General features: G+C 68.5%; 24 protein-coding genes. 12 read left to right on the forward strand and 12 right to left on the reverse strand.

Annotation, left to right across the window (positions count from 1 at the left end; genetic code table 11):
• Positions 1–111: 111 nt before the first annotated feature.
• Positions 112–855: a DsbA family protein gene (locus K7711_RS06635; RefSeq protein WP_222965733.1), complete on the forward strand. Its 744-nt coding sequence runs from the start codon at positions 112–114 to the stop codon at positions 853–855.
• Between the two features lie 140 nt (positions 856–995).
• On the opposite strand, the gene K7711_RS06640 is transcribed toward K7711_RS06635, so the two are convergent.
• Positions 996–1,355, reverse strand: coding sequence for a DoxX family protein (locus tag K7711_RS06640; protein WP_222965735.1), 360 nt, complete (start codon positions 1,353–1,355; stop codon positions 996–998).
• A 183-nt stretch (positions 1,356–1,538) separates the two neighbouring features.
• On the opposite strand from K7711_RS06640, the gene K7711_RS06645 reads away from it, so the two are divergent.
• The 3 genes from K7711_RS06645 (at position 1,539) to K7711_RS06655 (ending at position 4,511) form a co-directional block, all read left to right on the forward strand.
• Positions 1,539–2,420 carry a sigma-70 family RNA polymerase sigma factor gene (locus K7711_RS06645; RefSeq protein ID WP_222965737.1) on the forward strand — a complete coding sequence of 294 codons (882 nt, stop codon included), beginning with the start codon at positions 1,539–1,541 and terminating at the stop codon, positions 2,418–2,420.
• Positions 2,421–2,496: 76 nt separating this feature from the next.
• Positions 2,497–3,420 carry an SDR family oxidoreductase gene (locus tag K7711_RS06650; protein WP_235746590.1) on the forward strand — a complete coding sequence of 308 codons (924 nt, stop codon included), beginning with the start codon at positions 2,497–2,499 and terminating at the stop codon, positions 3,418–3,420.
• Between the two features lie 251 nt (positions 3,421–3,671).
• Positions 3,672–4,511 (forward strand): alpha/beta fold hydrolase, encoded by an 840-nt coding sequence (locus K7711_RS06655; RefSeq protein WP_222965739.1) that lies wholly within the window; start codon positions 3,672–3,674, stop codon positions 4,509–4,511.
• Positions 4,512–4,562: 51 nt separating this feature from the next.
• Here the strand turns inward: K7711_RS06655 and K7711_RS06660 are convergent, their stop codons facing one another.
• The 5 genes from K7711_RS06660 to K7711_RS06680 form a co-directional block, all read right to left on the reverse strand.
• Positions 4,563–5,327: a crotonase/enoyl-CoA hydratase family protein gene (locus K7711_RS06660; protein WP_222965741.1), complete on the reverse strand. Its 765-nt coding sequence runs from the start codon at positions 5,325–5,327 to the stop codon at positions 4,563–4,565.
• 144 nt (positions 5,328–5,471) lie between these two features.
• Positions 5,472–6,224, reverse strand: coding sequence for an SDR family NAD(P)-dependent oxidoreductase (locus tag K7711_RS06665; RefSeq protein ID WP_222965743.1), 753 nt, complete (start codon positions 6,222–6,224; stop codon positions 5,472–5,474).
• Positions 6,225–6,236: 12 nt separating this feature from the next.
• Complete coding sequence (locus K7711_RS06670; protein WP_222965745.1) at positions 6,237–7,067, reverse strand: mycofactocin-coupled SDR family oxidoreductase; 831 nt, start codon at positions 7,065–7,067, stop codon at positions 6,237–6,239.
• 19 nt (positions 7,068–7,086) lie between these two features.
• Positions 7,087–7,968 carry a DUF6282 family protein gene (locus K7711_RS06675; RefSeq protein WP_222965747.1) on the reverse strand — a complete coding sequence of 294 codons (882 nt, stop codon included), beginning with the start codon at positions 7,966–7,968 and terminating at the stop codon, positions 7,087–7,089.
• Positions 7,965–8,738, reverse strand: a complete 774-nt coding sequence (locus K7711_RS06680; RefSeq protein WP_222965749.1) for an SDR family NAD(P)-dependent oxidoreductase — start codon at positions 8,736–8,738, stop codon at positions 7,965–7,967. Before K7711_RS06680 ends, K7711_RS06675 begins: the two co-directional genes overlap by 4 nt.
• A gap of 129 nt (positions 8,739–8,867) precedes the next feature.
• On the opposite strand from K7711_RS06680, the gene K7711_RS06685 reads away from it, so the two are divergent.
• On the forward strand, positions 8,868–10,100 hold the full coding sequence (locus K7711_RS06685; RefSeq protein ID WP_222965751.1) for a cytochrome P450: 1,233 nt from the start codon (positions 8,868–8,870) through the stop codon (positions 10,098–10,100).
• A gap of 417 nt (positions 10,101–10,517) precedes the next feature.
• Here the strand turns inward: K7711_RS06685 and K7711_RS06690 are convergent, their stop codons facing one another.
• Together K7711_RS06690 and K7711_RS06695 are read right to left on the reverse strand one after the other, a co-directional pair.
• Positions 10,518–11,957, reverse strand: coding sequence for an MFS transporter (locus K7711_RS06690; RefSeq protein ID WP_222965753.1), 1,440 nt, complete (start codon positions 11,955–11,957; stop codon positions 10,518–10,520).
• 98 nt (positions 11,958–12,055) lie between these two features.
• A complete protein-coding gene (locus K7711_RS06695; RefSeq protein WP_222965755.1) occupies positions 12,056–13,105 on the reverse strand; it encodes an LLM class flavin-dependent oxidoreductase in 1,050 nt (349 codons plus the stop codon).
• A 118-nt stretch (positions 13,106–13,223) separates the two neighbouring features.
• Here K7711_RS06695 and K7711_RS06700 point away from each other — a divergent pair, with 118 nt between their 5' ends.
• Entirely contained in the window at positions 13,224–14,351 is a 1,128-nt protein-coding gene (locus tag K7711_RS06700) for a CaiB/BaiF CoA transferase family protein (protein WP_222965757.1), read from the forward strand.
• Positions 14,352–14,549: 198 nt separating this feature from the next.
• On the opposite strand, the gene K7711_RS06705 is transcribed toward K7711_RS06700, so the two are convergent.
• Both K7711_RS06705 and K7711_RS06710 read right to left on the reverse strand, forming a co-directional pair.
• Positions 14,550–15,020, reverse strand: coding sequence for a nuclear transport factor 2 family protein (locus K7711_RS06705; RefSeq protein ID WP_222965759.1), 471 nt, complete (start codon positions 15,018–15,020; stop codon positions 14,550–14,552).
• Positions 15,021–15,060: 40 nt separating this feature from the next.
• Positions 15,061–15,870, reverse strand: a complete 810-nt coding sequence (locus tag K7711_RS06710; RefSeq protein ID WP_235746591.1) for an SDR family NAD(P)-dependent oxidoreductase — start codon at positions 15,868–15,870, stop codon at positions 15,061–15,063.
• A 158-nt stretch (positions 15,871–16,028) separates the two neighbouring features.
• Between K7711_RS06710 and K7711_RS06715 the strand changes: the two genes are divergently transcribed.
• From K7711_RS06715 to K7711_RS06725, 3 genes are read left to right on the forward strand one after another with little or no spacing between them, the layout of a single operon-like run.
• Positions 16,029–16,760: a FadR/GntR family transcriptional regulator gene (locus tag K7711_RS06715; RefSeq protein WP_222965761.1), complete on the forward strand. Its 732-nt coding sequence runs from the start codon at positions 16,029–16,031 to the stop codon at positions 16,758–16,760.
• 1 nt (position 16,761) lies between these two features.
• Positions 16,762–17,181, forward strand: a complete 420-nt coding sequence (locus tag K7711_RS06720) for a Zn-ribbon domain-containing OB-fold protein (protein ID WP_222965763.1) — start codon at positions 16,762–16,764, stop codon at positions 17,179–17,181.
• A 5-nt stretch (positions 17,182–17,186) separates the two neighbouring features.
• A complete protein-coding gene (locus K7711_RS06725; protein WP_222966775.1) occupies positions 17,187–18,374 on the forward strand; it encodes a thiolase C-terminal domain-containing protein in 1,188 nt (395 codons plus the stop codon).
• Between the two features lie 20 nt (positions 18,375–18,394).
• On the opposite strand, the gene K7711_RS06730 is transcribed toward K7711_RS06725, so the two are convergent.
• Both K7711_RS06730 and K7711_RS06735 read right to left on the reverse strand, forming a co-directional pair.
• Complete coding sequence (locus K7711_RS06730) at positions 18,395–19,171, reverse strand: SDR family NAD(P)-dependent oxidoreductase (protein WP_222965765.1); 777 nt, start codon at positions 19,169–19,171, stop codon at positions 18,395–18,397.
• A gap of 82 nt (positions 19,172–19,253) precedes the next feature.
• Positions 19,254–20,459: an acetyl-CoA C-acetyltransferase gene (locus K7711_RS06735; RefSeq protein ID WP_222965767.1), complete on the reverse strand. Its 1,206-nt coding sequence runs from the start codon at positions 20,457–20,459 to the stop codon at positions 19,254–19,256.
• Positions 20,460–20,706: 247 nt separating this feature from the next.
• Between K7711_RS06735 and K7711_RS06740 the strand changes: the two genes are divergently transcribed.
• From K7711_RS06740 to K7711_RS06750, 3 genes are read left to right on the forward strand one after another with little or no spacing between them, the layout of a single operon-like run.
• Complete coding sequence (locus tag K7711_RS06740) at positions 20,707–21,498, forward strand: SDR family NAD(P)-dependent oxidoreductase (protein ID WP_222965769.1); 792 nt, start codon at positions 20,707–20,709, stop codon at positions 21,496–21,498.
• 58 nt (positions 21,499–21,556) lie between these two features.
• A complete protein-coding gene (locus K7711_RS06745; protein ID WP_308014503.1) occupies positions 21,557–22,750 on the forward strand; it encodes a CoA transferase in 1,194 nt (397 codons plus the stop codon).
• Positions 22,747–24,135, forward strand: a complete 1,389-nt coding sequence (locus K7711_RS06750) for an amidohydrolase family protein (RefSeq protein WP_222965771.1) — start codon at positions 22,747–22,749, stop codon at positions 24,133–24,135. The genes K7711_RS06745 and K7711_RS06750 overlap by 4 nt, the downstream gene beginning before the upstream one ends.
• Positions 24,136–24,137 lie beyond the last annotated feature (2 nt).

The raw sequence follows: 24,137 nt of genomic DNA on the forward strand, positions 1-24,137 counted from the left end.
CACGTCCGGCCGGTCACTCACCTCCGCGGGCGTCGTCGCGTCGGATCGGCATGATCGGAAAGTGCCACCTAAGCTGAGGCTCCGAACGTCCGGCGAACGGGGGAACCTGAGATGAGCATCAATCCCGGCGACTGGTCACCGCCGCCGAAACCGACGGCGAATCGGAAATACCTGGCTGTCGTGATTCCCGTCGTGGTGGTGCTGGCCGTCGCCCTCGCGACCGGCATCGGGCTGCTGGCCCGCACCGCGTTCGCGACGGAGATCCGGGGCACCGCCGTCGCGACGCCCGGAGCCTCGTCGGCCGAGCATGTGCTCGCCGACGGCGCGGTGCGGATCGGTGATCCGCATGCGAAGGTGACGGTCCGGGTCGTCATGGATCTGCAGTGCCCGTACTGCAAGATGTTCGAGGCGAACAACGGATCGGTGCTCGAGGGTGCGGTGCGCGACCACACCGCCGCGGTCGAGTACAGCGTCATCACCTTCCTGGACCGCGCGAGCACCACGCAGTACTCCTCCCGCGCGGGCAATGCCTCGTTCTGCGTCGCCAACTCGGGCCTCGAGCACTACCAGTCGTGGCTGGCCGCGATGTTCGCCCAACAGCCCGAAGAGGGCAGCGACGGTCTCACCGACGATCAGCTGATCCGCATCGCCAAGACGGCCGGTTACACCGAAGACGCTGTGGCGCAATGCATCATCAACCGCAGCTACGACACGTACCTCCGCACCGAGACCAAAGCGGTGCTTGCCGGCGGTGTGGACTCGACCCCCACGGTCACCGTCAACGGCAAGCAGATCACCTCCAGCAGCGCCCTGATGACGCCGGGCGGCCTCGCCCCGCTGATCGCGGCGGGCTGAGCCGCCGGGTCACCAGGACGGCGGTCCGACACGCGCAGCGCCGCCGCCGAGAGCCTTTTCCTCGACGGCAGCCGCGCAGACGCCTCGCGGCACAGGTGAACCCCCGCGGCCTACGACGCGGGACGCTCGACCATGTCACGTCACGTCCCGACCGCGACGTGGACCATGTAGCCGGCGGACGCCAGCGCGAACACCAGGTAGAGGCCCGGAAACGCGATGTTGTAGAAGACGCGCGCTCTGATGTGTGCGACGAGCGCGCCGACGAAGAACAGGATCAGACCGACACCGGCCGCCACGCCGAGCCAGGGCAACCAGATCAGCCCGGCGACGAGTCCGATCGCCCCTGCCAGTTTCAACGTCGCGAGGTAGGGCACGGCCCGTGCGGGAACGTGCACCTCGGCGGAATTCTTCAGCACGAACCCGACCGGGACATAGTCGGCGAGCGCGATGGCCGCATTCGCCACGATGCACACGATCGTGACGACGAACAGGGCGATCATGCGCCGCACCCGGTCTGTGCTCGGTCACGATCGGCGACCCCGGGAATCTGTCGGGATATGGTCCGAGACCGGACTTTCGATACGCTCATCAGCAGGTTGCTTCCTCGAGTAGTGGTGAACTTCGGATCCGAGATGGTGGTCTCGTTCGTCCCGACGTCGCGCGCCTCGGAAAGGTGACACCTGGTGGTATCAATCGCGGAATTCGAAGCGGCCCGCCCGCAACTGATCGCGGTGGCATTCCGATTGCTCGGATCCGTGCACGACGCCGAGGACGCCGTGCAGACCACCTGGATCAAGGCATCGACCGCCGATGCGGTCGATGTCCGCACCCCGGCGGCGTGGTTGACCACGGTGCTCACCCACGTCTGCCTCGACCAGTTGCGAACGCGGCGCAGGCGCGGCGAGGAGCCCTTGCTCGCGGACCTGATCCCGGCCGAGACCCTCACAGCGGACGAGCACTGTCTGCGGCGCGAGAACATCTCCCGGGCCCTGATGGTGGTCCTGGATCGCCTGACTCCGCCGCAACGCGTCGCCTACGTTCTGCACGATCTGTTCGACGTCCCGTTCCGGGAGGTCGCGCACACTCTCGGCACCAGTTCCGACAACGCGAAGAAGCACGCCAGCCGCGCACGACGACGGATCGAGCAGGCCGATCCCGCACTCGCCACCACCGCCGAGGAGCGCGCGGTCGTCGACGCCTTCCTCGACGCGGCCGCCGGCGGTGACATGGACCGCATGCTCGCCCTGATGACCGACGACTGCGTGCGCGCCGCCGATCCCGCACTCGTGCCGCCCGGTACGCCGTCGGTCGTCACCGGCGCCCGCGCGGTCGCCGAGGAGACGAGGCTGTTCGCCGACCGAATCCGCGCCGCCGTCCCGATGACGGTCGCCGGCCGGCCCGCCCACGTCATCGCACCCGGCGGTCACCTGCTCGCGGTCGTCGAGGTCACCCTCCGGAACGGTCGCGTCAGCCGGATCGACATCGTTCGTCCTCATCCGGACACCGCCATCTCGATGCCCGGAATCGACTCGCCACAACCCACCTTCGACCCGCGTTCGAACTGACCATCGTCACCAGATCTCCCCGCACCCGGACACCGCGTCTTGACAGCAAATAGACAGCGAACAATCGTGGAAAACGATGGAACCCGGAACAGTTTCCGACCGGCTGCTGTCCATGTCGCCCGAACCGCTCGGCGAGATCATTCGGGGCACCGTGGAGCGGCTGCTCGATGCGCAACAGCCGCGCGAACTCGATTGCACGGCAGCGGATCTGCTCCGCGCGGCCATGGGCGCCGACATCGAACACCATCGACCGAAGGGGAATCTCATGAAGATCTCGGTTATCGGCACCGGACTCATCGGCGCACAGGTGGTCGGCGATCTGACCGCGGCCGGGCACGAAGCGAGCGGGCACTCCCGCTCGACCGGCGTCGACCTGCTCACCGGCGCCGGACTCGACGACGCGCTGCGCGGTGCGCAGGTCGCGGTGAACCTCACCAACTCGCCCACGTTCGACGACGACTCGCTCGACTTCTTCCGCACATCGGTGACCGAGCTGCTGGCCGCGGCGCAGGCGGCAGGCGTCGGGCACCTGGTGACGCTGTCGATCGTCGGCGTCGACCAGGTGCCCGACATGGCCTATTACCGGGCGAAGACGTTGCAGGAGAATCTGGTCGAGGCGGGGCCGATCCCGTACTCGATCGTGCGCGCCACCCAGTTCATGGAGTTCATCGCGCCGACAATGGAATCGACGACCGACGGCGAGGTCGTACGTCTGCCCGCCACCCCGATACAGCCGATCAGCTCCGCCGAGGTCGCTGCCGCGGTCGCCGAGGTCGCCATGGGCGCCCCGCTGCACGGTATCCGGAACATCGCCGGGCCCGACGTCTTCACCCTCGACGAATTGGGCCGAATCACACTGGAAGCCAAGGGGAATCACCGACACGTCGTCACCGACCCGACCGCCGGGTTATTCGCCGTCGTCAAGGGCGACGTGCTCACCGCACCGGAGGGCGCACGACTGTTCGGCACCCACTACCGCGACTGGCTACAGTCGCACTGACCCGGCCGGGCACTACACCTCCACCCGCCGGACACATTCGCGCTCAACAAGTTTCGGCAATTTTTCACCCCTGCCACACAGCACGATGACAGGTCCGCTCCCGGCCTCCGGACCACCGACACCCGAGGCCGACACAGAGGCGGGCGCGGACAGCTACCATCGGCTCTACCTGCACATCCATCCGCCCGACGCTCGGTTGGCCTACGAGATCGTCGACATCGACGCCGAAAGGGACCGGAGAGTGGGCACTCATGACACCACCCATGGATAACCTCGAGACCACCGTGGCCACGCCGCTGGGCAGCTTGCACGTCGAGGTCGCGGGGAGCGGCGAGGCGCTGGTGCTGTGGCCGAGCCTGCTGATGGACGCCGACCTGTGGCGTGCTCAGGTCGAGCGCTTCGCACCGAACTACCGCACCGTCTCGATCGATCCCCCGGGACACGGCCGATCCCGGTCGCTGACGCGGGAATTCACCTTCGACGAATGCGCGCGCTGCGTGGTCACGATCCTCGACGCGCTGGGAATCCGGCGCGCCCACTTCGTGGGCAACTCATGGGGCGCGATGATCGGCGGCACCCTCGCCGCGACCTACCCCGACCGGGTGCACACCGTGATCCTGATGAACGGGACCGCATCGCGAGCCTCGCTGCTGCAGCGGATCGAATACTCCGCGTTGATCACGGTCGCCCGGTTGCTGGGCGGGATCCGACCACCGCTGACCCGGTCGGTCGTGCGCGCGTTCCTGGGTCCGACCAGCCGGGCCACCCGACCGGACGTGGTCCGGCAGGTGCTGGACACCGCCACCCGCAACGAGGTCACCTCGGTGGCGTTCGCGGTGCGGTCGGTGGTGATCCACCGACCCGACCAACGCCGCCTCTTCGGTGCCATCACCTGCCCCGCACTCGTGGTCGCCGGCCGCGAGGACAGCACCTTCCCGCTGGCGGAACTCCAGACCATGGCGCGCGCCATCCCGACCGCCGAACTGGTCGTCATCGACGACGCCGCGCACCTGGCCGCCGCCGAAGTGCCCGAGATCGTCAACGACCTGATCGAGCAATTCCTCACCCGCCACCGGAGCACCGAGCCCTGAGCGACTGCGGGCGAATCAGCCTCGTGGCCAGTATATTTCGAGCTACGCTCGTCACTCTCCGAGCCAGCGCGGCGGTCGCTTCTCGGCGAAGGCGCGGGCGCCTTCCTGCGCGTCGGCCGAGGCGAACACCGGGCCCGTGATCGCCCGCTGCCGTTCGAACATCGCGTCCGGCGGCCACTGCACGCTCTCGTGGATGATCCGCTTCGAGGCCCGCACAGCCAGCGGCCCGTTCGCCGCGACCGAGCGGGCCAACTCGATCGCGGTGTCGAGTGCATTCCCTTCGTCGGCAAGACGATTGACCAGGCCGAGAGCGAAAGCTCGCTCGGCTCCGATCAGGTCGCCGGTCAGCGCCAGTTCCATCGCCACGGCCGGCGGGATCCGCCGAGGCAACCGCATCAGCCCACCGGCCGCGGCCACCAGCCCACGTTTGACCTCGGGTATGCCGAATGTCGCTGTGCGCGATGCCACCACGAGATCCGCGGCGAGAACGGCCTCGCAGCCGCCTGCCAGTGCGAATCCCTCCACGGCGGCGATCAGCGGTTTCTCCGGCGGGGCCTCCACCAGGCCGAGGAATCCCCGTCCCGGGATCACGGGTGACTCCCCGCGCACGAACGCCTTCAGATCCATCCCGGCGCAGAACGTGCCGCCAGCGCCGGTGAGTACGCCGACCGTGAGATCCGCGCGGGCATCGAGTTCGGTCATCGCCGCGGCAACCGCCTCGGCGACAGCGAGATTCACCGCATTGCGCGCCGCGGGCCGGTTGAGTGTGACCACGAGGACGCCGTCCTGGACATCGACCAGCACCTCATCACTCATCGCGACACCGCCGAGTCCGCGATGCCGAATCGGCAGCGGCGCCGGGGGCCGAGCACGTGTTCTCGTTCGAGGTTCATCTCCGTCTTTCTGGCTGAGCGCCGTGTCATCCGGCGCGAGAAGTGTTGCCACACAAGCAGAGCCGGATCACCGTGCGGTGAGGCCACCGTCCGCGGCGACGACCGAACCGGTCATGTACGACGACTCCGCCGATAGCAGGAAGGCGATCACGGCCGCCATCTCCTCCGGGTCGGCGCGGCGGGCCAGCGGAGTCGAGGCGACCGCGTTGCTGGTCACGCCCTCCACCTCCCGGGCACGGCGCGCCAGCGGGGTGTCCACCACTCCGGGGCACAGGCAGTTCGCGCGCACACCGCGATCGGCATAGCCGACCGCGATCGAGCGCGTCAGCCCGAGCACGCCGCTCTTGGACGCGTCGTAGCTGGGGGTATTGGTGTTCGCGGACACCAGCGAGGCGACCGATCCGATGGTCACCACGCTCGACGCGCCCGCTTCCAGCAGGTAGGGCAACGCGGCGCGGATCGCGAGGAACGTCCCGTTGAGATTGACCGCGATCACCGAAAACCAGTCGTCCAAAGCCATTTCGTGCGGCAGACCGGAACGGGCGATGCCCGCGCAGGTCAGCACGCCGTCCAGTCCGCCGAGTTCCTTCGCCACGGCCGTCACCGCGGTGTCGAGCGATCGTTCTTGCGTGACATCGCATTCGAACGACGTGGCATCACCCAGCTCGGATGCCAGCTGCCGCGCCGCATCGGCGTCGGTGTCCAGGATCGCGACAGCGGCTCCTTCGGCGGACAGTCGTCTCGCGGCCGCGGCGCCGATCCCGCCCGCTCCCCCGGTGATCAGGATTCGCCTGTCGCGCAATCGTTTTCCGTAGTCCATCGTCATCTCCGTTCAGCCGATCCGGCGGCCGCAGTCCACCGGCAGGGATACGCCGGTCACGAATCGCGCCTCCTCGGAGGCGAGATACAGCACGGCGTTGCTGATATCCACCGCTTCGACCCAGCCCTGTCCGAGAACGTCTCCGGTGCGGGCACGTTCGCGCAGATCGTCGGGTGTCGGATTCGCCAGATCCGGGCAGAAGACCCGGAGCGTGGAATCGCTGAACAACATGTCGGTGGCGACGTTGCCGGGATGCACCGCGTTGACGCGGATCCCGTGCTTACCCAGTTCCGCCGAGAGGGTTTTCATCAGCCCGACCACTCCGCTCTTGGACGCGTTGTAGTGCGCGACGTTCGCGGCGCCGACGAAGGTCACCACCGAGCTGGTCAGAACCACCGAACCGCCACGACCGGCCGAGATCATGTGCGGTACAGCGGCTTTCACCGTGCGCCACACTCCGGTCAGGTTGATGTCGAGCATGTCCTGCCATTCGGTGTCGGACAGGTCGAACGTCGGGCGGCAGCCACAGACGCCCGCATTGGCGCTCACGATGTCGATGCCGCCCAGGGTTTCGACCGCGTCGGCGGCCACCTGGTCGAGACCGGCCTGATCGCGCACGTCGACCTGGCGGGCCAGCACCCGGCGCCCCAGATCGCGCACCAGCTTCTCGGTTTCGCGCAGGTCGTCCACCGTGGCCATCGGATATTCCAGCGACGGCACGTCCGAACAGGAGTCGACCGCGACGATGTCCGCGCCCTCCTGCGCGAGCCGCATCGCGTGCGCTCTGCCCTGTCCGCGCGCAGCGCCGGTGATGAACGCGACCTTCCCGGTAACCCGTCCCATCCGCATAACCTCCATGTCCTCAGTCCAAACCCAACAGCCGCGCCGGAACCGTGCCGGCCATCAGCCGCAGGTCGTGCTCGTCGACGCCTTCGTCCCACAGGGCATTCACGTACCCCTGCAACCCCGCCGCCGGGTGCGGCAGGGTGTCGGTCCAGCCGTAGTCGGTGGACACGATCGCCCGTTCCGGGCCGATCCGGCCGATAGCGGCAATGACCTGGGCGAACGTCGACGGCTTTCCCATGCACGTGTGCGCGGCGAACTCGATCACGGCGCCCAGATCGGCCAGCTCCGCGACCTGATCGATGGACAGCCCCGGCCCCGCGCTCGCATGCATCGCATGGGTGACGACCAGGTTCCCGCGCCCGCAGAACGCGCGAGCCACCGCGTAGTGCTCGTCGGTCGTGATGTGCCCGGTGGCCAGCACCGCGCCGCTCGCGGCGACGAGATCCATGATCTCGCGCACCTCGGACACCAGCGCACCGTCCGGACGTAGAACCGGAATCCCCTGCGGCACACCGAATGCCGCCTCGACCGCCCGCGGGCTGTTCGAGGCCGAGGACAACGTCGGCAACCAGATCACCCGCGCGCCCGCGCGCAGCGCGGTCTCCACCGCCTGCGGGTTCAGTCCGCCGACCGGGTGGTCACAGCACATTCCCGCGATCGACAGGACGTCCGGTACGGCCTTGTTCGCCAGGTCGGCTACCGCGGTCGAGGGGAACTCGTGCGCCTTCAGCACGATCGCGCGCATCCCACCGGCCGCCGCCTCCCGGGCGGCCTGGATCGGGTCCACCGCGTGCGGATGCTTCGCGAGTTTCTCGACCAGCGGTTCCGGGCCGAAGTGGCAGTGCATATCGATGGCGCCGTCGAAAAGGATAGGGGCCCGGCCGGATTCGCGTGTCATTCGGCAGTGACACCCCCGTCGGCGAGAATCGCCTGCCCGGTGACGTACGAGGCGTCCGAGGACGCGAGGAATGCGACCACCGCCGCGATCTCCTCCGGTTCGCCGTACCGGCCCAGCGGCACGTTCAGCGGCTTGGCGGGGTTGCGCACCGCACCGGTGGTCGGGACGATCGCCGCGGTATTGCTGCTCAGGTTCGTCTTGACCGCACCCGGGCAGACGCTGTTGACCCGGATGCCGTGCGGCGCATATTCGATCGCGAGCGTCTGGGTGAGCATCTTGACCCCGCCCTTGGACGCCCGGTACGGCGCGAGGCCGCCCTGGGTCGCGATGAAGGAGGACGTCGAACCGCAGGTGACGATCGAGCCGCCGCCGCGGCGCAGCATCGATGGCAGCGCGGCCTGGATGGTGAAGAAGGTGCCGCTCAGGTTGATGTCGAGCACACCGCGCCAATCCTGTTCGGGCAGTTCGTGACTGTCGATCCGCGCGCCCGAGACCCCGGCTCCGGTGAACACCACGCCGACGTCGCCGAACCGCGTGACGATTTCGGCCACGACCTCCTGCATCCGCGCCCGGTCCCGCACGTCGGCCTCGAAGGCGGCCGCCAGGCCACCGGCCCGCCGGATGTCGTCGGCCGTGGACTGCGCGGCGGCGGAATGCAGATCGACGACGGCCACGGCCGCCCCTTCCGCGGCCAGCCGCCGCGCGGACGCGGCTCCGATCCCCGAACCTCCGCCGGTCACCACTGCGGTGGTGTCCTCGAGCCTGCGCATGCCGGGCCTCCCAAAGTCGTCCGATTTTATCCGAATCATGCACATCATTAGATTGGATGTCAATCGTTGACGTAGATCACATTCATGCTAATAATTCGCAGTGACCGTAGGACTCGATGAGGAGATGCCATGACCGAGGTGGCCGACAATTCCGCCGGTGTACGCGATCTCGGCGGATGTCCGGTGTTCCACACCGACTACCGCGTGGAACGCCCCGCGCTGGAGACGCACCGACTGCTCAATGCCGACCGGGAAGCCGCGCGATTCGCCTGGAACGACTCCACCGAGGAGGGTTTCTGGGTCCTGAACCGATTCGACGACGTGCGCGAGGCGCTGCAACGGGACGCCGACTTCAGCAACGACCAGGTCAGCTCCCTGCACCGGTCACCGCCGGGAATTCTGTTGCCGGAGAACCTGAACCAGCCTCAGCACGCCGAGATGCGGCGGATCCTCAACCCGTTCTTCGCGCCCAAGCTGGTCCGGCGCATCGCGGACCGGGCGCAGGAGCGCGCCGTCGCACTGGTCGAACAGATCGCACCGCGCAAGTCCGAGGATATGGCGACCGGATTCGGCATGACCTACCCGACCGAGCTGTTCCTGGCGCTGCTCGGTCTGCCCGTCGAGGACGGGCCGACGTTCCAGCCCTGGGTGGAGGGACAGTTCACCGGATTCTTCGACAAGTCCCCGCAGGCACAGCAAACCGCCGCGCAGACCCGCCGGGAGCTCGACGCCTACTTCGCCGCGGCGATCGCCGACCGCCGGGCGAATCCGGGCGATCCCACGACCGATCTGGTGACCCGGCTGGTCACGGCGGAATACCAGGGCGCCCCGATCCCCGACGAGATGATCCTGACCATCTGCATGACGATCATGGCGGCCGGGCTCGACACCACCCGCAGCGCCCTGGGCTACACGTTCCTGCACATGGCCACCCATCCGCAGGACCGGCAGCGACTGCTCGACGAGCCCGAGTTGTGGCCGAATGCGATCGAGGAGATCATCCGGCTCTACGGCCTGATCATCCAGGACGGCCGGGAAGCCGCACACGACATGGACTTCCACGGCCTGCCGATCCGCAAGGGCGATCTGGTGTGGCTGGGCCTGGCGGCGGCCAACCAGGACCCGCGGGTGTTCGATGACCCGCACGTCTTCGACCCGGACCGGCCGAACCTGCAACAGCACCTCGGATTCGGCGCCGGATACCACCGCTGCCTCGGGATGCATCTGGCGCGTGCGGAACTCGTTGTCGCACTGACCGAGTGGCACGAACGGATCCCGCACTACCGGATCGCCGAGGGCGCGCAGCTGCGCGAGCGCGGCAGCCAGCTGCGACTGCAGCATGTCCCCCTGGTCTGGGACTGACTGCGGCGCAACCGGATTCACACCAGTCCACCGACCGGCGGCCCGGCATCCTGCACGAGGATGCCGGGCCGTGGTGTTTCCCGGACCGTTCCGCGGAACCGCGGGAGTTACGAATCGCGCACCGCGATGGCCGATTCCGGGCACGCGTGCGCCGCCGACTCGGCCTCGGGGTCAAGCCCTCCGGGACTTCCCAGCTGCGGCCGCGCTCGGCCACGAATCCCTCGTCGTCGTCGGTCAGCAGCCGTTCGGCCATCGCATAACACCGGCCGTGCCCCATGCAGCGGGCACCATCGATCGAAATGAACATCGTCGTCCTACCTGTCGGTCACGTTCTCGCGGATGCCGCGTCGGGTCGTCGTCTCACCGAGGAAGGCGGGGCCCCGCATCCAGCTGGATGCGGGGCCCCGCCCGAGGTCGTCAGACCGTCTCGGCCGCAGCGGTTCTGGGGGCCCGGATGAGCGCGACGAGCAGCAGGCCGACCACCGAGAGCACGGCTCCGATCACCCACCCCAGCTGGAAGCTGTGCTCGGTCGGAACCGCCTTGTGTCCCACCTTGATCACCTGCGCCGTCAGCACCGCGCTGATCGCCGCGCTGCCGATCGCGCCGCCGAGCGGACCGCTGATCTGCCCGATGCTCGCCGCCGTCGCGACCTCGTCGGGATGCAGGGCCTGGATGAACGTCAGGTAGGCGCTGGCGACGGCGAGCCCGTAGGACACACCGACGATGATCGGCCACACCCACAGCTGCCACGCCGACCCGTGGGCGAACGCGATGAGCAGCATGCCGACGCCACATCCGACGAACGCCAGCAAACACAACGCCCGGGCCGGGACGATCCGGCTCAGCGGCCCGACCGACGCACTACCCGCCACGATGCCGAAGCAGAACATCAGCATCAGCAGACCGCTGGACAATTCGTCGTAGCCGAAACCGAAACCGGCCGATGCGGGCACCTCGGTGAAGGTCGGCAGGGTGAAGTTGACGATCCAGGCCAGCATGCCGGCCAGGAAGAACACCAGCCATCCGCGCAGGAAGTTCATGTTCCGCAGCGCGCGGGTGTTCACCAGCGGCTCGGACACTCGCGCCTCGACGTTCCACCAGATCACCACCACGACCACACCGAGAATCAGCGGCACCAGCGTCTTCGGCGACGACCAGCCCCACTTCGACCCCATGCTGAGCGGAACCAGGACCAGGGCGAGCGCGACGGCCAGCAGCAGCCCGCCGACCCAATCGACCCGGCCGCGACCCGGCCCCTGCCGGCCCGGGACCGCCGCGAGCGTACCGAGGACCCCGATGATGCCGAGCACCGCGAGGATCACGAACACGATCCGCCAGTTCACGTGCACGGTGTCGGTCAGCAGTCCGCCGATGGCGAACGAGAGCCCGGCGGCGATCCCTTCCGCGGCCGCGATCCAGGACAGCACGACGCGCAGCGTCCGGCCGGTCAGGTTGGACCGCGCGATCGCCAGCGCGAGCGCGATGCCGCCGAGGGTGAATCCGCCGATGAACCGGCCGATCAGCAGCACGGTCATATTCGGCGCGCAGGCTCCCAGGAGACTGCCGAATGTCAGCAGGCACATCGTGACCAGCGCCATCCGCCGCTGCCCGAACAGCGACGCGAGCGGCGGGAGCAGGGATGTGCCGATCGCGCCGCTGAGCGATCCGATGATCACCACCCAGTTGAGCAGGCTGCCGGACGCCCCGAGGGCGGGGCCGATCTGGCCGAGCAGCTTGAGCGGAATGGTCAGCACCAGGGTGGCCAGGATGACGAAATAGCCGATCATCAGGACCAGGCCGCGTGGCATCGCGGCCGACACCTCACTGCCGTTCGAATCCGTTGCAGTAGTTGTCATCTTGCCTCTTCGTTGAGTTGATGGAGATGCCCGGTGGTCCGGGCGGTCAGGGAAAGTCGTGTGTCGACGCCGCCCCGCGGGGCGGCGCTCGACGGGTTCTAGGGGCGGTAACCCAGCTCGACGAGTTCGGGCAGGACCGCGGTTTCGAACAGGCGCAGGCTGCGCCGGCCCGCTTCCAGCGGCAGTCCGCCCATCAGGGGCTGGAAGACCAGTTCGGCGTCGGGTCCGAGCTTCTGGCACAGCTCGACGCACTCCTGCGGGGTCACCACCCGAATGTTCGGGTCGGTCCGCAACTCGGCCAGTCCCGCGGCGGGCCGGTAGGCGGTGGTGCCCACCCCACGCTCGCGGGCCCAGTTCGCGTTGGCGTTCGTCGTGTACAGCACGTGCGGCGCGACGATCTCCCAATCGCGCGCCGGATCCTCGGACACGAACAGGAACAGCGGACCGAGCACCGGGGCACGCGGCGGAACCGGCGCACCGAGCCGTTCGCGCTCGGCGGCGTATATCTCGTACAGCCGGTCCTTCTCGGATCCGGCCGGGCGGTACCCGTCACCGATCCTGGCGGCCCGGATCGCCGACGCCTCGGCCGAGCCGCCGATGTAGAGCGGCGGTCCCTGCGGGCGCGCGGGACGGGGACGGACCTTGACCGGTTCCCCGCGAAAGTCGAACTCTTCCCCGGTCCAAGCCTGTCTCAGCACTTCGACGATCTCTTCGAGGGTCTGCACACGCCGACGACGTTCGATACCGAACATCCGGTATTCCGAGTCACGGTATCCCAGGCCGAGCGTGACCTCGACCCGGCCCCCACCGACCAGGTCGAGCGCGGCGAGGTCCTCGGCCAGCCGCAGCGGATGGTGCAGCACCGCGACGAGCGCGGACAGATGCACCGTTATCCGGCGGGTCCGGCCGAGCATCGCCGACCCGAGGATCATCGGAGCGGCGCAGTAGCCGTCGTCGGCGCCGTGGTGCTCGGCGAGATACACCGTCTCGAACCCGAGTTCGTCCGCCCACGCGACGTGCTCGAGCGCGGCGGCGTACTGATCGGGACTGCCGACCCCGATTCCGGGGGCGCGCATGTCATAGCGCAGAGCCAGTTTCACGGTCGTCCGGTTACCGCTGGTAGCGGCCGTTCCGGAGTCTTCGGCCATGGGTTCCACACTCACCTCACGTGTTCCAGGTCACTCGCAAATTCAGTAGAACCATAGCAACCATGCGCATGAATGTGTAGGGTCTCGTTCGAAGAAAATCACCCCGGAAAGGACGACCATGACCGTCACCGAACCAGGAGCCCTGACCGGGATGCGCATCGTCGACTTCAGTCGCGTACTCGCGGGGCCCTACGCGACGATGCTGCTGTCGGACTTCGGCGCGGAAGTGATCCGACTGGAACGTCCCGGCGTCGGCGATGACACCCGCGGCTGGGGACCGCCCTGGTACGAGGGTGAGTCCACCTACTTCCTGGGGCTCAACCGGAACAAGACCTCCGTCGCGTTCGACCTGACCAGCGAGGCGGACCGGGCGATGGCACGGGAGTTGATCAGCGACGCGGACGTCGTGGTGGAGAATTTCAAACCCGGCACGCTGGAGCGGTACGGATTCGGCTACGAGCAGCTCGCCGCCGAGCATCCCGCGCTGGTGTACTGCTCGGTGACCGGATTCGGTTCCGGCAAGGGCGCGCACCTGCCCGGCTACGACCTGATCGCGCAGGCCACCGGCGGACTGATGAGCATCACCGGTCATCCGGAGAGCGGTCCGGCCAAGGTCGGCGTCGCGATGGTCGATGCCATCACCGGTCTGCACGCCGCGCTCGGCATCCAGACCGCGCTGATCCACCGGCTGCGCACCGGGCAGGGACAGCTAGTCGAGGTGAATCTGCTGTCCTCGGTGCTGGCCTCGCTGACCAACCAGGTCTCCGGGCACATCCTCACCGGCAACGTGCCGAAGCTGATGGGCAACGCGCACCCCAGCGTCGCCCCGTATCAGCCGGTGGCCACCGCCGACCGGCCGCTGGCCATCGCGGCCGCGAACGACAAGCAGTTCATCGCCCTGTGCCGCGCGCTCGGTCGTCCTGAACTGGCCGAGGATCCGCGGTATCGCAGCAATACCGACCGCGTGACCCACCGCGAGGCACTGATCGAGGATCTGGAGAACGTCTTCCGCACTCGCGACGCGGACCACTGGTTCACCGTCCTGGTCGACGCGGGCGTCCCCGCCGGTCCGATCAACGACATCGGCCAGGCCGTCGCCCTCGCGGAAAGCCTCGGTCTCGAGCCGGTGGTCCTGCCCGACGACGAACCCGAGGGCCGGGGAATCGCCCAGGTGCGCAACCCGATCCGGTTGTCCCGGACACCGGCGACGTACCGGACCAACCCGCCGAAACTCCCCGTTCGCTGAAATCGATTCGAGCGACGCGGGGCCGGATCGCCTGTCCCCGCGCCGTTTCGGCGATACACGCTCAGCGCGTGCGGGCATCGGCCACCGCACAACAGCACCGATCCTCTTGCGCACCAAAGATTTCCCGTACACTAAGCACGTATCAGCCGAAGGTCCGCTCGTGCAGCCGGGCGACCGGCGAGCCGATCCCCGACGGGCTCAGCGGACTTCGGGAGCGTGCGGCCATCCGGCGACCAGATCGGTGCTCACCTCGATCACCATGTGTTTCTCGGTGAATCGCGGCTGCGGACCGCTGACGTCCACGATGTCGTCATAACTCCCCCACCCGACGACGGAACGCTCGGCTCCGCGGCCGGTGAACAAGACCTGAGCCTGCACGCGCACGCGGGAGTCGCCGAGCCAGATCGTGCGCGCGTTGGTGATGAAATGCCGTTTGATCGAGGCGTCGGCCCGGAACGCCCATGCGTAGAATTCCCGGATCTCCGCACGGCCGTTCGCCTTTCGCGACGGCGTGGTGAGTACGGCGTCGGGCGCGAACAGCGCCGTCACCGTTTCCGGCCGCGGATCGTCGAGGATCCGCGCATAGGCGTGCAGGTGATCGCGGGCGATCTCGGCCGCTTCCAGCCGACGCATCCGCTCGCGCAGTTCGGCCAATTCCTCGCCACTCATCGACGGTCCTCCCGATCGCGATCCGGTTGCGGCACAACGCTCAATCGATCGCGACCACGTCGTGCACGCCGCGCCAGGCCATCGTCCCGCCGTCGACCGGGACCGCGACGCCGGTCAGGAACGACGCTTCGTCGCTCGCCAGGAAACACGCCGTTCGCGCCACCTCGACCGGCAGGCCGAGCCGGGGAATCAGGTGCGTTCCGTACATCGATCGCGCTCGGGCGGGTCTGTCCGTCGCGGCGGCCAGGTGCGCGTCACTCATCGGCGTGCGAATCGCCCCCGGGCAATAACAGTTCACCCGGACGTGCGGCGCCAGGTTCACCGCCGCCACCTTGGTCAGCTGGATCACCGCGGCCTTGGACACGCCGTAGGCGGGCATGTGGGTACCCGCCAGACCCGCGACCGACGCGGCATTGACCACCGAAGGTCCGCGCTCGGAGGCGCGCAGATGCGGAGCCGCGAACTTGATCGCCGACCACACCGCCTTGAGATTGATGTCCATCACCGCATCCCAGACCTCTTCCTCGAGCGTTTCCAGCCCGGTCCGGTCCGCGTCGGTGAACATGTGGTCCAGAACACCCGCATTGTTGAACAGCGTGTCCAGGCCACCGGCCCAGCCGGCGAATTCCGCCACCACGTCCCGGATCTCGGACGTCGAACGCAGGTCCGCCCGCAGGTGCCGGACCTGTGCGCCCGATTCGGCGAGGAGCGAGGCCGTCACCGCCAGCTCGGCGTCGTCGACATCGGTGATGCCGATTCGGCTCGCGCCCTGCCTGGCCGCCTCGAGCGCGAGCTCACGGCCCATTCCCCGGGCCGCCCCGGTGACCAGAATTCGCTTGTCGCCCAGCATGCTTCCTACTTTCATCCGGGGAGAAACCGAGCGTCCGGCGGACGAGGCCCCGGGAAGTGACACGCGAAGAATTCCGCGCCAATCTATACACATGAATAGCATTGAATGTAGGGTGTGGGAGCTGCAAGCACAAGAGCGCCACCCAGGGGAGAACGATTATGACCGCTTTGGAACGACCGAAGAAGACCGCGCTGCTCGTGGCACAGCGCATCGTCGAGGACATCAACGCCCGAGGGAACCAGGTCGGCGACCGGCTGCCCCCGGAGAAAGCGATGCTCGAGGACTACGACGTCGGGCGCGGGACGCTGCGAGAATCGTTGCGGTTTCTCGAATTACAGGGCGTCATCACGCTCAAGCCCGGCCCCAGCGGCGGCCCGATCGTGCAGCAACCGGACAGCTCCGCACTGGCCACCTCGCTGAGCCTGCTGTTGCAGTTCCAGCAAGCGCCCTTCCAGACGGTGATCGAGACCCGCGCCGCGCTGGAACCGCATATGGCCCGGCTCGCCGCCCAGCGGATGAGCGAGCAGGACGTCGCGAAACTGTTCGAGATCGTCGAGCTCGAACGACAGAACCTCGACGACCACGCGGGATTCCTGAGCCAGACGCGGCGCTTCCACACCACCGTGGCCGAAGGCTCCGGCAACCTGATCTTCGCGGCACTGTTCAACGCGCTGTTCGACATTCTCGACGGGGCCGCGGTCGGCATCGAGTACCCGCCGAAGCAGCGACGGCTGACCGTCGACATCCAGTCCCAGATCGCCACCGCGATCTCCGAACACGATGCCGACCGCGCCGAGGAGCTGATGGCCACGCAGATGCAGGCACTGGCCGCCTACACCCAGAAGAACTACGCCAAAGTGCTTGCCGCACCGGTGATGTGGAAGATGTGAGATGACAACGGCCACCCGCCCGATCCCCTTCCCCGACGATGTGACCGAGGGATTCTGGGACAGCGTCCGGGCGCGCACGCTCAGCATTCAGCGCTGCGCCGCCTGTTCGCGTTTCAACCACGCGCCGAGCCTGACCTGTCCCGCCTGCGGCGGCGCGGAACTGGCCTACGAGCCGGTCTCGGGCCGCGGCGTCGTGTACAGCTACACGGTGCTGGACGAGGCGCCCGGCCCCGGATTCGCCGGGCTGGTACCGCTCGTGGTCGTCGTGGTGGAACTGGTGGAACAACCCGGACTGCTGATGGTGGCCAACCTGCTCGGCGCGGGACCGGACGAGGTGCGGATCGGCGCGGTCGTCGACGTGGAATTCGAAGAGATCTCCCAGGACTGCGTACTCCCGCAGTTCCGGCCGGCGGAAGTGTGAAAGATATGTGGGAGCTGCGGGACAAGGTCGCCGTCGCAGGGGTCGGATACAGCGAACTCGGCCGACGGTTGCCTCGCACGCTCGCGGCGCTCACCGTCGAGGCGTGCGATCGCGCACTCGCCGACGCCGGTCTCACCCGCGCCGATGTGGACGGGATCGCCACCTCCCCGTCGATGCCGCGCTACGGCGGGACGAAGGGCACCGGCGAGGGCATCGACGTCGTCACGCCGTACTACCTGCCCGAACTGCTCGGCATCAAGCCGCAGATCACCTGGACCGGATCCACCAACGGCATGGTGACGCAGAGCCTCATGGACGCCGCGATGGCGATTCACTCCGGCGTGTGCACGCACGCCGTCGTCTACCGTTCGCTGCATGTGCCCAAAGGGCGATACATCAACTACGACAACACGATCGCCGCGGGACCGGACCAGTTCCAGGCCCCGTTCGGCTTCAGCATGCCGCCCGCGTGGGCCGCGACCGTGCTGCGCCGATACCTCGATCTGAACGGCCTGACCCGAGCGGACCTGAGTCCGTTCATCGTGGCCAACCGGGACAACGCGCAGAAGAACCCGAACGCGTACTGGCGCGGGCAGCCCCTGACCACCACGGACTACCTGAACGCCCGGATGATCGCCGACCCGATGTCCATCCTGGACTGCGACCTACCCGTCGACGGTGCGGTGGCGCTCCTGCTCACCTCGACGGAGCGGGCCCGGGATCTGCGGCAGCCACCGGCACTGCTCACCGGATTCGCCGCGGGAACGCATGCCGCGCCGACCGGTGCGGTGATGACGCTGGAAGATCTCGTCGAGGGCTCGGAGCAGATCGCGCGGACGCTGTGGCGCACCAGCGGCCTCGGCCCGGCGGATATCGACAACGCCCAGTTGTACGACGGCTTCAGCGTTTTCGTGTACACCTGGCTGGAAGGGATGGGTTTCGTCGATCGCGGCGAGGCCGTGCCGTTCGCGCGCGACGGACACACCTCGTTGACCGGCAAGCTCCCGGTCAACACCGGCGGCGGCGCGCTCGGCGAGGGCCGCCTGCACGGTATGACCCATCTCGCCGAAGCGGTCCTACAGGTGACCGGACGGGGCGGAGAACGCCAGGTGCCCAACGCGTCCCGGGCTCTGGTGACCGTCTCCAACGGACTGGCGAAATCGACCGCGTTCGTGTTCAGCCGGGACCACTGAGCCCCGGCCGCACGAATTCCTCAGTGCCCGGCGAACTTTCCCTTGGCGAAGCTCGCCGGGCCCGGGGCATTCGTATACCCCGCATCGGCGAACAGCTCACTGCCGGTGACGAATGCGGAGTCCGCACTCGCCAGGAACGAGACCGCACCGGCCACGTCCCCGGGGACACCCGGCCGCCCCACCAACGGGCTGGGCGCCATGGCCCGCGCCGCCGCGTCGAGATCGGCGGGATCGTCGGCGAGCACGGCCGCGGTCATCGGTGAGACGATCGCCCCGGGCACAACGGAATTGACGCGAATGCCGTACTCGCGTACCTCGGCGGCGACCGAGCGCACCAGCCCGGCGACACCGGCCTTGGTCGCGCTGTAGACGTGCGGGCCCACTCCGCCGACGATCCCGCCCGGACTGGCCGTGACGATGATCGAACCCCGCCCGCGCGGGCGCATGACGCGCACCGCGTGCTTGAGACACAGCAGCGTCCCGCGCAGGTTGACCGCGATCGTGCGATCCGCGTCGTCGGCGACGGTCTGCTCGATCGGCCCCAGCGCGCCGAAAACACCTGCGTTGGCGAAGAATACGTCGAGCGATCCGGCGCGGTCGACCAACGCCTCGATATCGTCCTCGCGGGTCACGTCGGTGCGCGCGAACTCGCCGCCGATCCGCTGAGCGACGTCCCGCCCGGACTCTTCCTGCACATCCGCGACGAGCACATGGAAGCCGTCGGCGGACAGCCGCTCGGCACACGCCGCCCCGATCCCGCTCGCACCGCCCGTGACGATCGCATTCCGCTCAGCCATGGACGACCGCCCGCGCGAATTGCTCTGTCCTCATGCCCTTCTCCCAACTCGCAGCAGTACCGACGGCCGACCGGGCGATGCCTCAGACCGCGGTGATCGCGGCCGCCATGCCCTGACCGCCGCCGATGCACATCGTCAGCAGTGCGCGACCGCCGCCGCGGCGCTGCAACTCGTACAAGGCCGTGGTCAGCATGCGCACACCGGTCGCGCCGATCGGGTGGCCGAGCGAGATTCCGGAACCGTTGACGTTCAACCGGTCCCGGTCGTCCCAGCCCCAGCCGCGCAGCACGCCGAGCACCTGGCAGGCGAATGCCTCGTTCAGCTCGACCAATTCGAAGTCGTCGAAGCCGTATCCGTTGCGCGCGAACAGTTTCTCCACGGCGGCCACCGGCCCCAGGCCCATCAGCGCCGGATCGCATCCGGCGGCGGTCCAGCCGTCGAGGAAGCCGATCGGCTCGAGTCCCAGCTCGTCCAGACGGTCCTCGGCGACGACGAGCACCGCTGCCGCGGCATCGTTCTGCTGGCTCGCATTGCCCGCGGTCACCACTCCGCCGGGCGTGATCGCTCGCAGCTTCGCGAGCGATTCGGCGGTGGTGTCCGGCCGGATCCCTTCGTCGCGAACGAATTTCGTCACCTTACCCTTGCGATCGGTGACCTCGACGGGAACAACCTCGGCATCGAATCGTCCTGTCTCCCATGCCTCGTGGGCGCGGCGGTGACTTTCCGCGGCGAGGATGTCGGACTCCGCGCGAGTGATCTCGTAACGGGCAGCGACGTTCTCGGCGGTTTCGATCATTCCGCTGATCGGGCCGAACCGCCATTCCGGCTGCGAACGCTCCCGGCCACGATCGAGGCGGTCGAACAGTTGCAGACCACCGGCGCGCGTACCCCAGCGAGCCCCGGTCGTGTAGTGCTCGATACCGCTCATCGACTCCACGCCACCGGCCACGACGACGTCCGCGGCCCCGGTCTGCACCATCATCGCGGCGGTCACCACCGCCTGTAGTCCGGTCCCGCAGCGGCGGTCGGTCTGCAATCCGGCCACCGAGATGGGCAGGCCCGCGTCCAGGGCCGCCCACCGGCCGATACAGGGGGCCTCCGAATTCGCGTAGGACTGCCCCATCGCGACGTCGTCGATCCGCTCGGGATCGATTCCCGAGCGCGAGACCGTCTCGGCGAGAACCGTTTTCGCGAGCGTTGCCGCAGGCACATCCTTCAGCGCGCCACCGAAGCGTCCGACCGCGGTGCGGACGGGGGCCACCAGCGCTGCACGTCTCGAGGTACCCATCGCGATCACACTCCACCCATCGCGCCGGACAGCGACATCCGGCCGCGCTCGCGCACCGTCCCCACCAGCAGAGTCTCTTCGTCGTTCAGGTAGTAGCTCACGCCCGATGCCCTCGTCATGTCGCGGGCTCACCGAGCCCGTAAGGATTGGTACGGCCATCGTCAGCCAGGTGAAAGAAAATGTCAATCATGATAAACATTTATAGAGACTTTGCCACCTGATTCCACCACCCTCGAGAGGTAGCACCATGAGTACCAACGGACGTCTGGCCGACAAGGTCGCACTGATCACCGGCGCGGGATCGGGCCTCGGCCTGGCCTCGGCGGTTCGCTTCGCGAACGAGGGAGCGGCAGTCGCCGTCGTCGACCTCGACGGCGCGGCGGCGGCCTCGGCCGCCGAGCAGATCGTCGCGGCGGGCGGGCGCGCGCTGCCGGTCACCGCGAACATCACCGCCGACGCCGACGCACAGCGGATGATCGCCGAAATTCTGGCGGAGTTCGGTCAACTCGACGTCGTATTCGCGAACGCCGGGATCAACGGCGCCGGCAATGCCGCGGACACCACCGAGCAGGAGTGGGACCGGGTCATCGCGGTCAACCTCAAGGGCGTCTGGCTCACCTCGAAATACGCACTGCCCCATCTGATCGAACGCCGGACCGGATCGATCATCAACCAGGCCAGCATGGGCGGGCTGATCGGGCTGCCCGGAATCTTTCCCTACGCCGCGGCCAAGGGCGGAGTCATCGCGATGACCAAGCAGATGGCCGTCACGTACGGACCGGACAACGTGCGCGTCAATGCGATCTGCCCCGGCACCATTCCGACCCCGCTGGTGTACCAGTCGCGCGTCGACCGCGGCGCGGCCGCACCGGATGCGGACCAGGCCGCCCTCGACGCCGATGCCGCCGCACGCTTTCCGCTGCGCCGGCTGGGCACCCCGGAGGATCTGGCCTCGATCGCGCTGTTCCTGGCCAGCGACGAGGCCGACTGGGTCACCGGCGGCATCTACACCGTCGACGGCGGCCGCAGCGCCTTCTGACCCGACATCTCCGGATAATTCCTGCGCATGATTATTAGCGCCGTGTAGGATCGGCGGGGTGTCCGGCGCCTCGGGAGATCTGTCGCATCGCGTGCGCGACTGGGCCGAGAGCGGTGTGCCGCTGCTGACCGGACACGCCGACGGTCCACCGCTGATTCCTCCCGGCTCAGCGGCGACCGTCGCGCGGCGGCATACCGACCGGATCGCCGCGGTGACCGGCGGCCGAGTCAGGCTCGACGGGGCCCGGTTGCTCTCCGAACGGGCCGCGTTCACCGGCTTCGGACGCGGCGGGAGCACCTCGGCGGGCGGGCACTGCCGCCTGCTGCCCACCGCCGACGGCTGGGCCGCGGTCAGCTGCGCCCGCCCCGACGATCCCGTCCTGCTCGGCGCACTCGTCTGCCGGGACGTCGGCGACGATCCGTGGCCCGAGGTATCGAGCTGGCTGCGCACACACACCGGGGCCGAATTGGCCGAGCGGGCAGAACTTCTCGGAGTGGCGGCGGGACCCGTTGCCCCGGTGGAGACCACCACGCCGGAACCGCTACAGCCGCGCCCGGTGAACGGGCTGCGAGTGGTCGACTTCAGTGCGCTGTGGGCGGGGCCGCTGTGCGCGCACATCCTCGGTCTGGCGGGAGCGCACGTCATCAAGGTCGAGACACCCACACGACCCGACGGTGCGCGTCGCGGGAATCCGGACTTCTATCGCCTGCTGCACGCGGGTCACGAATCGGTCGTCTTGGATCCCGGCGACCGCGAACAGCGCAGCGCACTGGCCGACCTGGTCGCCTCCGCGGATATCGTGATCGAGGCCTCGCGCCCCCGCGCACTCGCCGGATTCGGGCTCGACGCAGCGGGTTTCGCCGATTCCGGCGGAACCTGGATCTCGATCACCGCGCACGGCCGGGCATCGAACCGGATCGGATTCGGCGACGACATCGCCGCCTGCGCGGGCCTGGTCGCCCACACCGACGACGGCACACCGGTTTTCGTGGGCGACGCGATCGCCGACCCCCTGACCGGACTGACCGCGGCGGTCCTGGCGATGTCGGCCCCCGCCGACGGGTCCGGCCGGCTGTGGGACGTCGCGATGTCCTCGGTCGTGGCCGCGACGCTCGATCCCGCGACCGTCACCGAGCCGATCGACGAAGCACTGATCCTCGCGCCGAGCCGCCGGGAGACGACCGGCGAGGCGCCGCACAGCGGCCGCGACACCGACGCGGTGCTGGCTCGGCTGCGCAGGCAATCGGTATGACGGAGTTTCTGATTCGCGATGCCGAGGTTTCCGGGACGCGCACCGACGTGCTGGTCCGGGACGGGCTCATCGCCGCGGTCGGAACGGCACCGGCGACGCCCGGGATCCGCGTTATCGACGCCGACGGCGGAGCGCTCCTGCCGGGCCTGCACGATCACCATCTGCATCTGCACGCGATGGCCGCCGACGCGAACTCCGTCCGCTGCGGTCCACCCCGGGTTCACACGGCCGGCGAACTCGCCGAGGCGCTGGCCGCGGCTCCGGGTGATGGTTGGATCCGCGGGGTCGGCTACGTCGAGACCGTCGCCGGGATGCTCGATTCGACGACACTCGATGCGCTGCAACGTGAACGGCCGGTGCGCATCCAGCATCGCAGCGGCGCGATGTGGACGCTCAACTCGGCCGCGGCCCGCCTCGTCGACCTGGATTCGGCGACGGAACACGGGGTGGAACGCGATGCCGACGGTCGCGCCACCGGCCGCGTCTGGCGGGCGGACACCTGGCTCCGAACGCGACTGCCCGACACCGGACCTCCCGACCTCACCGCGATCGGCATCCGGCTGGCAAGGTTCGGGATCACCGGAATCACCGATGCCACACCGGATCTGAGCACGGAATCGCTCACCGGCCTGATCGACGCGGCAGCCTCGGGGGCGATTCCGCAGCGGCTGAATCTGCTGGGCGTTCCGCTCGGTCACCCGGGCGATCCCGGCGTCACGACCGGGCCGTACAAGATCGTCATCGCCGATTCCGACCTGCCCGATATCGAAACCCTGGAAGCCACTGTCCGGCAGGCACACTCGCTGCGACGGCCGGTCGCGGTGCACTGCGTCAGCCGGGAGGCGCTGCTCATCCTGCTCGCCGTATTCGACGCCACCGGATCGATCCCGGGCGATCGGATCGAACACGGTGCGCTGATTCCGGCCGAGTCCATCGAGGTGCTGCGACGCCTCGGAATCACCGTGGTGACCCAGCCCGGTTTCATCGCCGACCGCGGCGACGACTATCTGCGCCGCGTCGAGTCCCGCGATCTGCCGGATCTCTACCGCTGCCGGAGTCTGTGCGATGCCGGTGTGGGCCTTGCTCTTTCGAGCGATGCCCCCTACGGGCCCGCCGATCCCTGGCAGGTGATCGCCGCGGCCGTCGCGCGTCGCGGTCCCGACGGAGTCCTGGTCGGAGCCGGTGAGACACTGCGGGCGTCCGAGGCTCTCGGGCGCTATCTGGCACCGCTGCTCGAGCCGGGTGGCCGGGCGCGCACCGTAGCGCCCGGCGCGGCGGCCGATCTGGTACTCATGGACCGGCCGATCGCGGAGGTGTATTCACAGCCGAGCAGTGACGCGGTCCGCTGCACGCTCGTCGGTGGACGAATCGTCCACGAGCGGTAGGC

Origin of the sequence: Nocardia coffeae, assembly GCF_019890715.1 — a bacterium.
Taxonomy (GTDB): Bacteria; Actinomycetota; Actinomycetes; order Mycobacteriales; family Mycobacteriaceae; genus Nocardia; species Nocardia jiangxiensis.

Coding starts and splice junctions, on each gene's coding strand:
- K7711_RS06680 (WP_222965749.1), bottom strand. CDS start 8,738: ATGCGCAGGCTCGAGGACACCACCGCAGTGGTGACCGGCGGAGGTTCG.
- K7711_RS06655 (WP_222965739.1), top strand. CDS start 3,672: ATGACACCACCCATGGATAACCTCGAGACCACCGTGGCCACGCCGCTG.
- K7711_RS06715 (WP_222965761.1), top strand. CDS start 16,029: ATGACCGCTTTGGAACGACCGAAGAAGACCGCGCTGCTCGTGGCACAG.
- K7711_RS06750 (WP_222965771.1), top strand. CDS start 22,747: ATGACGGAGTTTCTGATTCGCGATGCCGAGGTTTCCGGGACGCGCACC.
- K7711_RS06695 (WP_222965755.1), bottom strand. CDS start 13,105: ATGGCCGAAGACTCCGGAACGGCCGCTACCAGCGGTAACCGGACGACC.
- K7711_RS06725 (WP_222966775.1), top strand. CDS start 17,187: ATGTGGGAGCTGCGGGACAAGGTCGCCGTCGCAGGGGTCGGATACAGC.
- K7711_RS06730 (WP_222965765.1), bottom strand. CDS start 19,171: ATGGCTGAGCGGAATGCGATCGTCACGGGCGGTGCGAGCGGGATCGGG.
- K7711_RS06685 (WP_222965751.1), top strand. CDS start 8,868: ATGACCGAGGTGGCCGACAATTCCGCCGGTGTACGCGATCTCGGCGGA.
- K7711_RS06660 (WP_222965741.1), bottom strand. CDS start 5,327: ATGAGTGATGAGGTGCTGGTCGATGTCCAGGACGGCGTCCTCGTGGTC.
- K7711_RS06690 (WP_222965753.1), bottom strand. CDS start 11,957: ATGACAACTACTGCAACGGATTCGAACGGCAGTGAGGTGTCGGCCGCG.
- K7711_RS06720 (WP_222965763.1), top strand. CDS start 16,762: ATGACAACGGCCACCCGCCCGATCCCCTTCCCCGACGATGTGACCGAG.
- K7711_RS06670 (WP_222965745.1), bottom strand. CDS start 7,067: ATGGGACGGGTTACCGGGAAGGTCGCGTTCATCACCGGCGCTGCGCGC.
- K7711_RS06635 (WP_222965733.1), top strand. CDS start 112: ATGAGCATCAATCCCGGCGACTGGTCACCGCCGCCGAAACCGACGGCG.
- K7711_RS06735 (WP_222965767.1), bottom strand. CDS start 20,459: ATGGGTACCTCGAGACGTGCAGCGCTGGTGGCCCCCGTCCGCACCGCG.
- K7711_RS06700 (WP_222965757.1), top strand. CDS start 13,224: ATGACCGTCACCGAACCAGGAGCCCTGACCGGGATGCGCATCGTCGAC.
- K7711_RS06665 (WP_222965743.1), bottom strand. CDS start 6,224: ATGGACTACGGAAAACGATTGCGCGACAGGCGAATCCTGATCACCGGG.
- K7711_RS06640 (WP_222965735.1), bottom strand. CDS start 1,355: ATGATCGCCCTGTTCGTCGTCACGATCGTGTGCATCGTGGCGAATGCG.
- K7711_RS06675 (WP_222965747.1), bottom strand. CDS start 7,968: ATGACACGCGAATCCGGCCGGGCCCCTATCCTTTTCGACGGCGCCATC.
- K7711_RS06650 (WP_235746590.1), top strand. CDS start 2,497: ATGGAACCCGGAACAGTTTCCGACCGGCTGCTGTCCATGTCGCCCGAA.
- K7711_RS06710 (WP_235746591.1), bottom strand. CDS start 15,870: ATGCTGGGCGACAAGCGAATTCTGGTCACCGGGGCGGCCCGGGGAATG.
- K7711_RS06740 (WP_222965769.1), top strand. CDS start 20,707: ATGAGTACCAACGGACGTCTGGCCGACAAGGTCGCACTGATCACCGGC.
- K7711_RS06705 (WP_222965759.1), bottom strand. CDS start 15,020: ATGAGTGGCGAGGAATTGGCCGAACTGCGCGAGCGGATGCGTCGGCTG.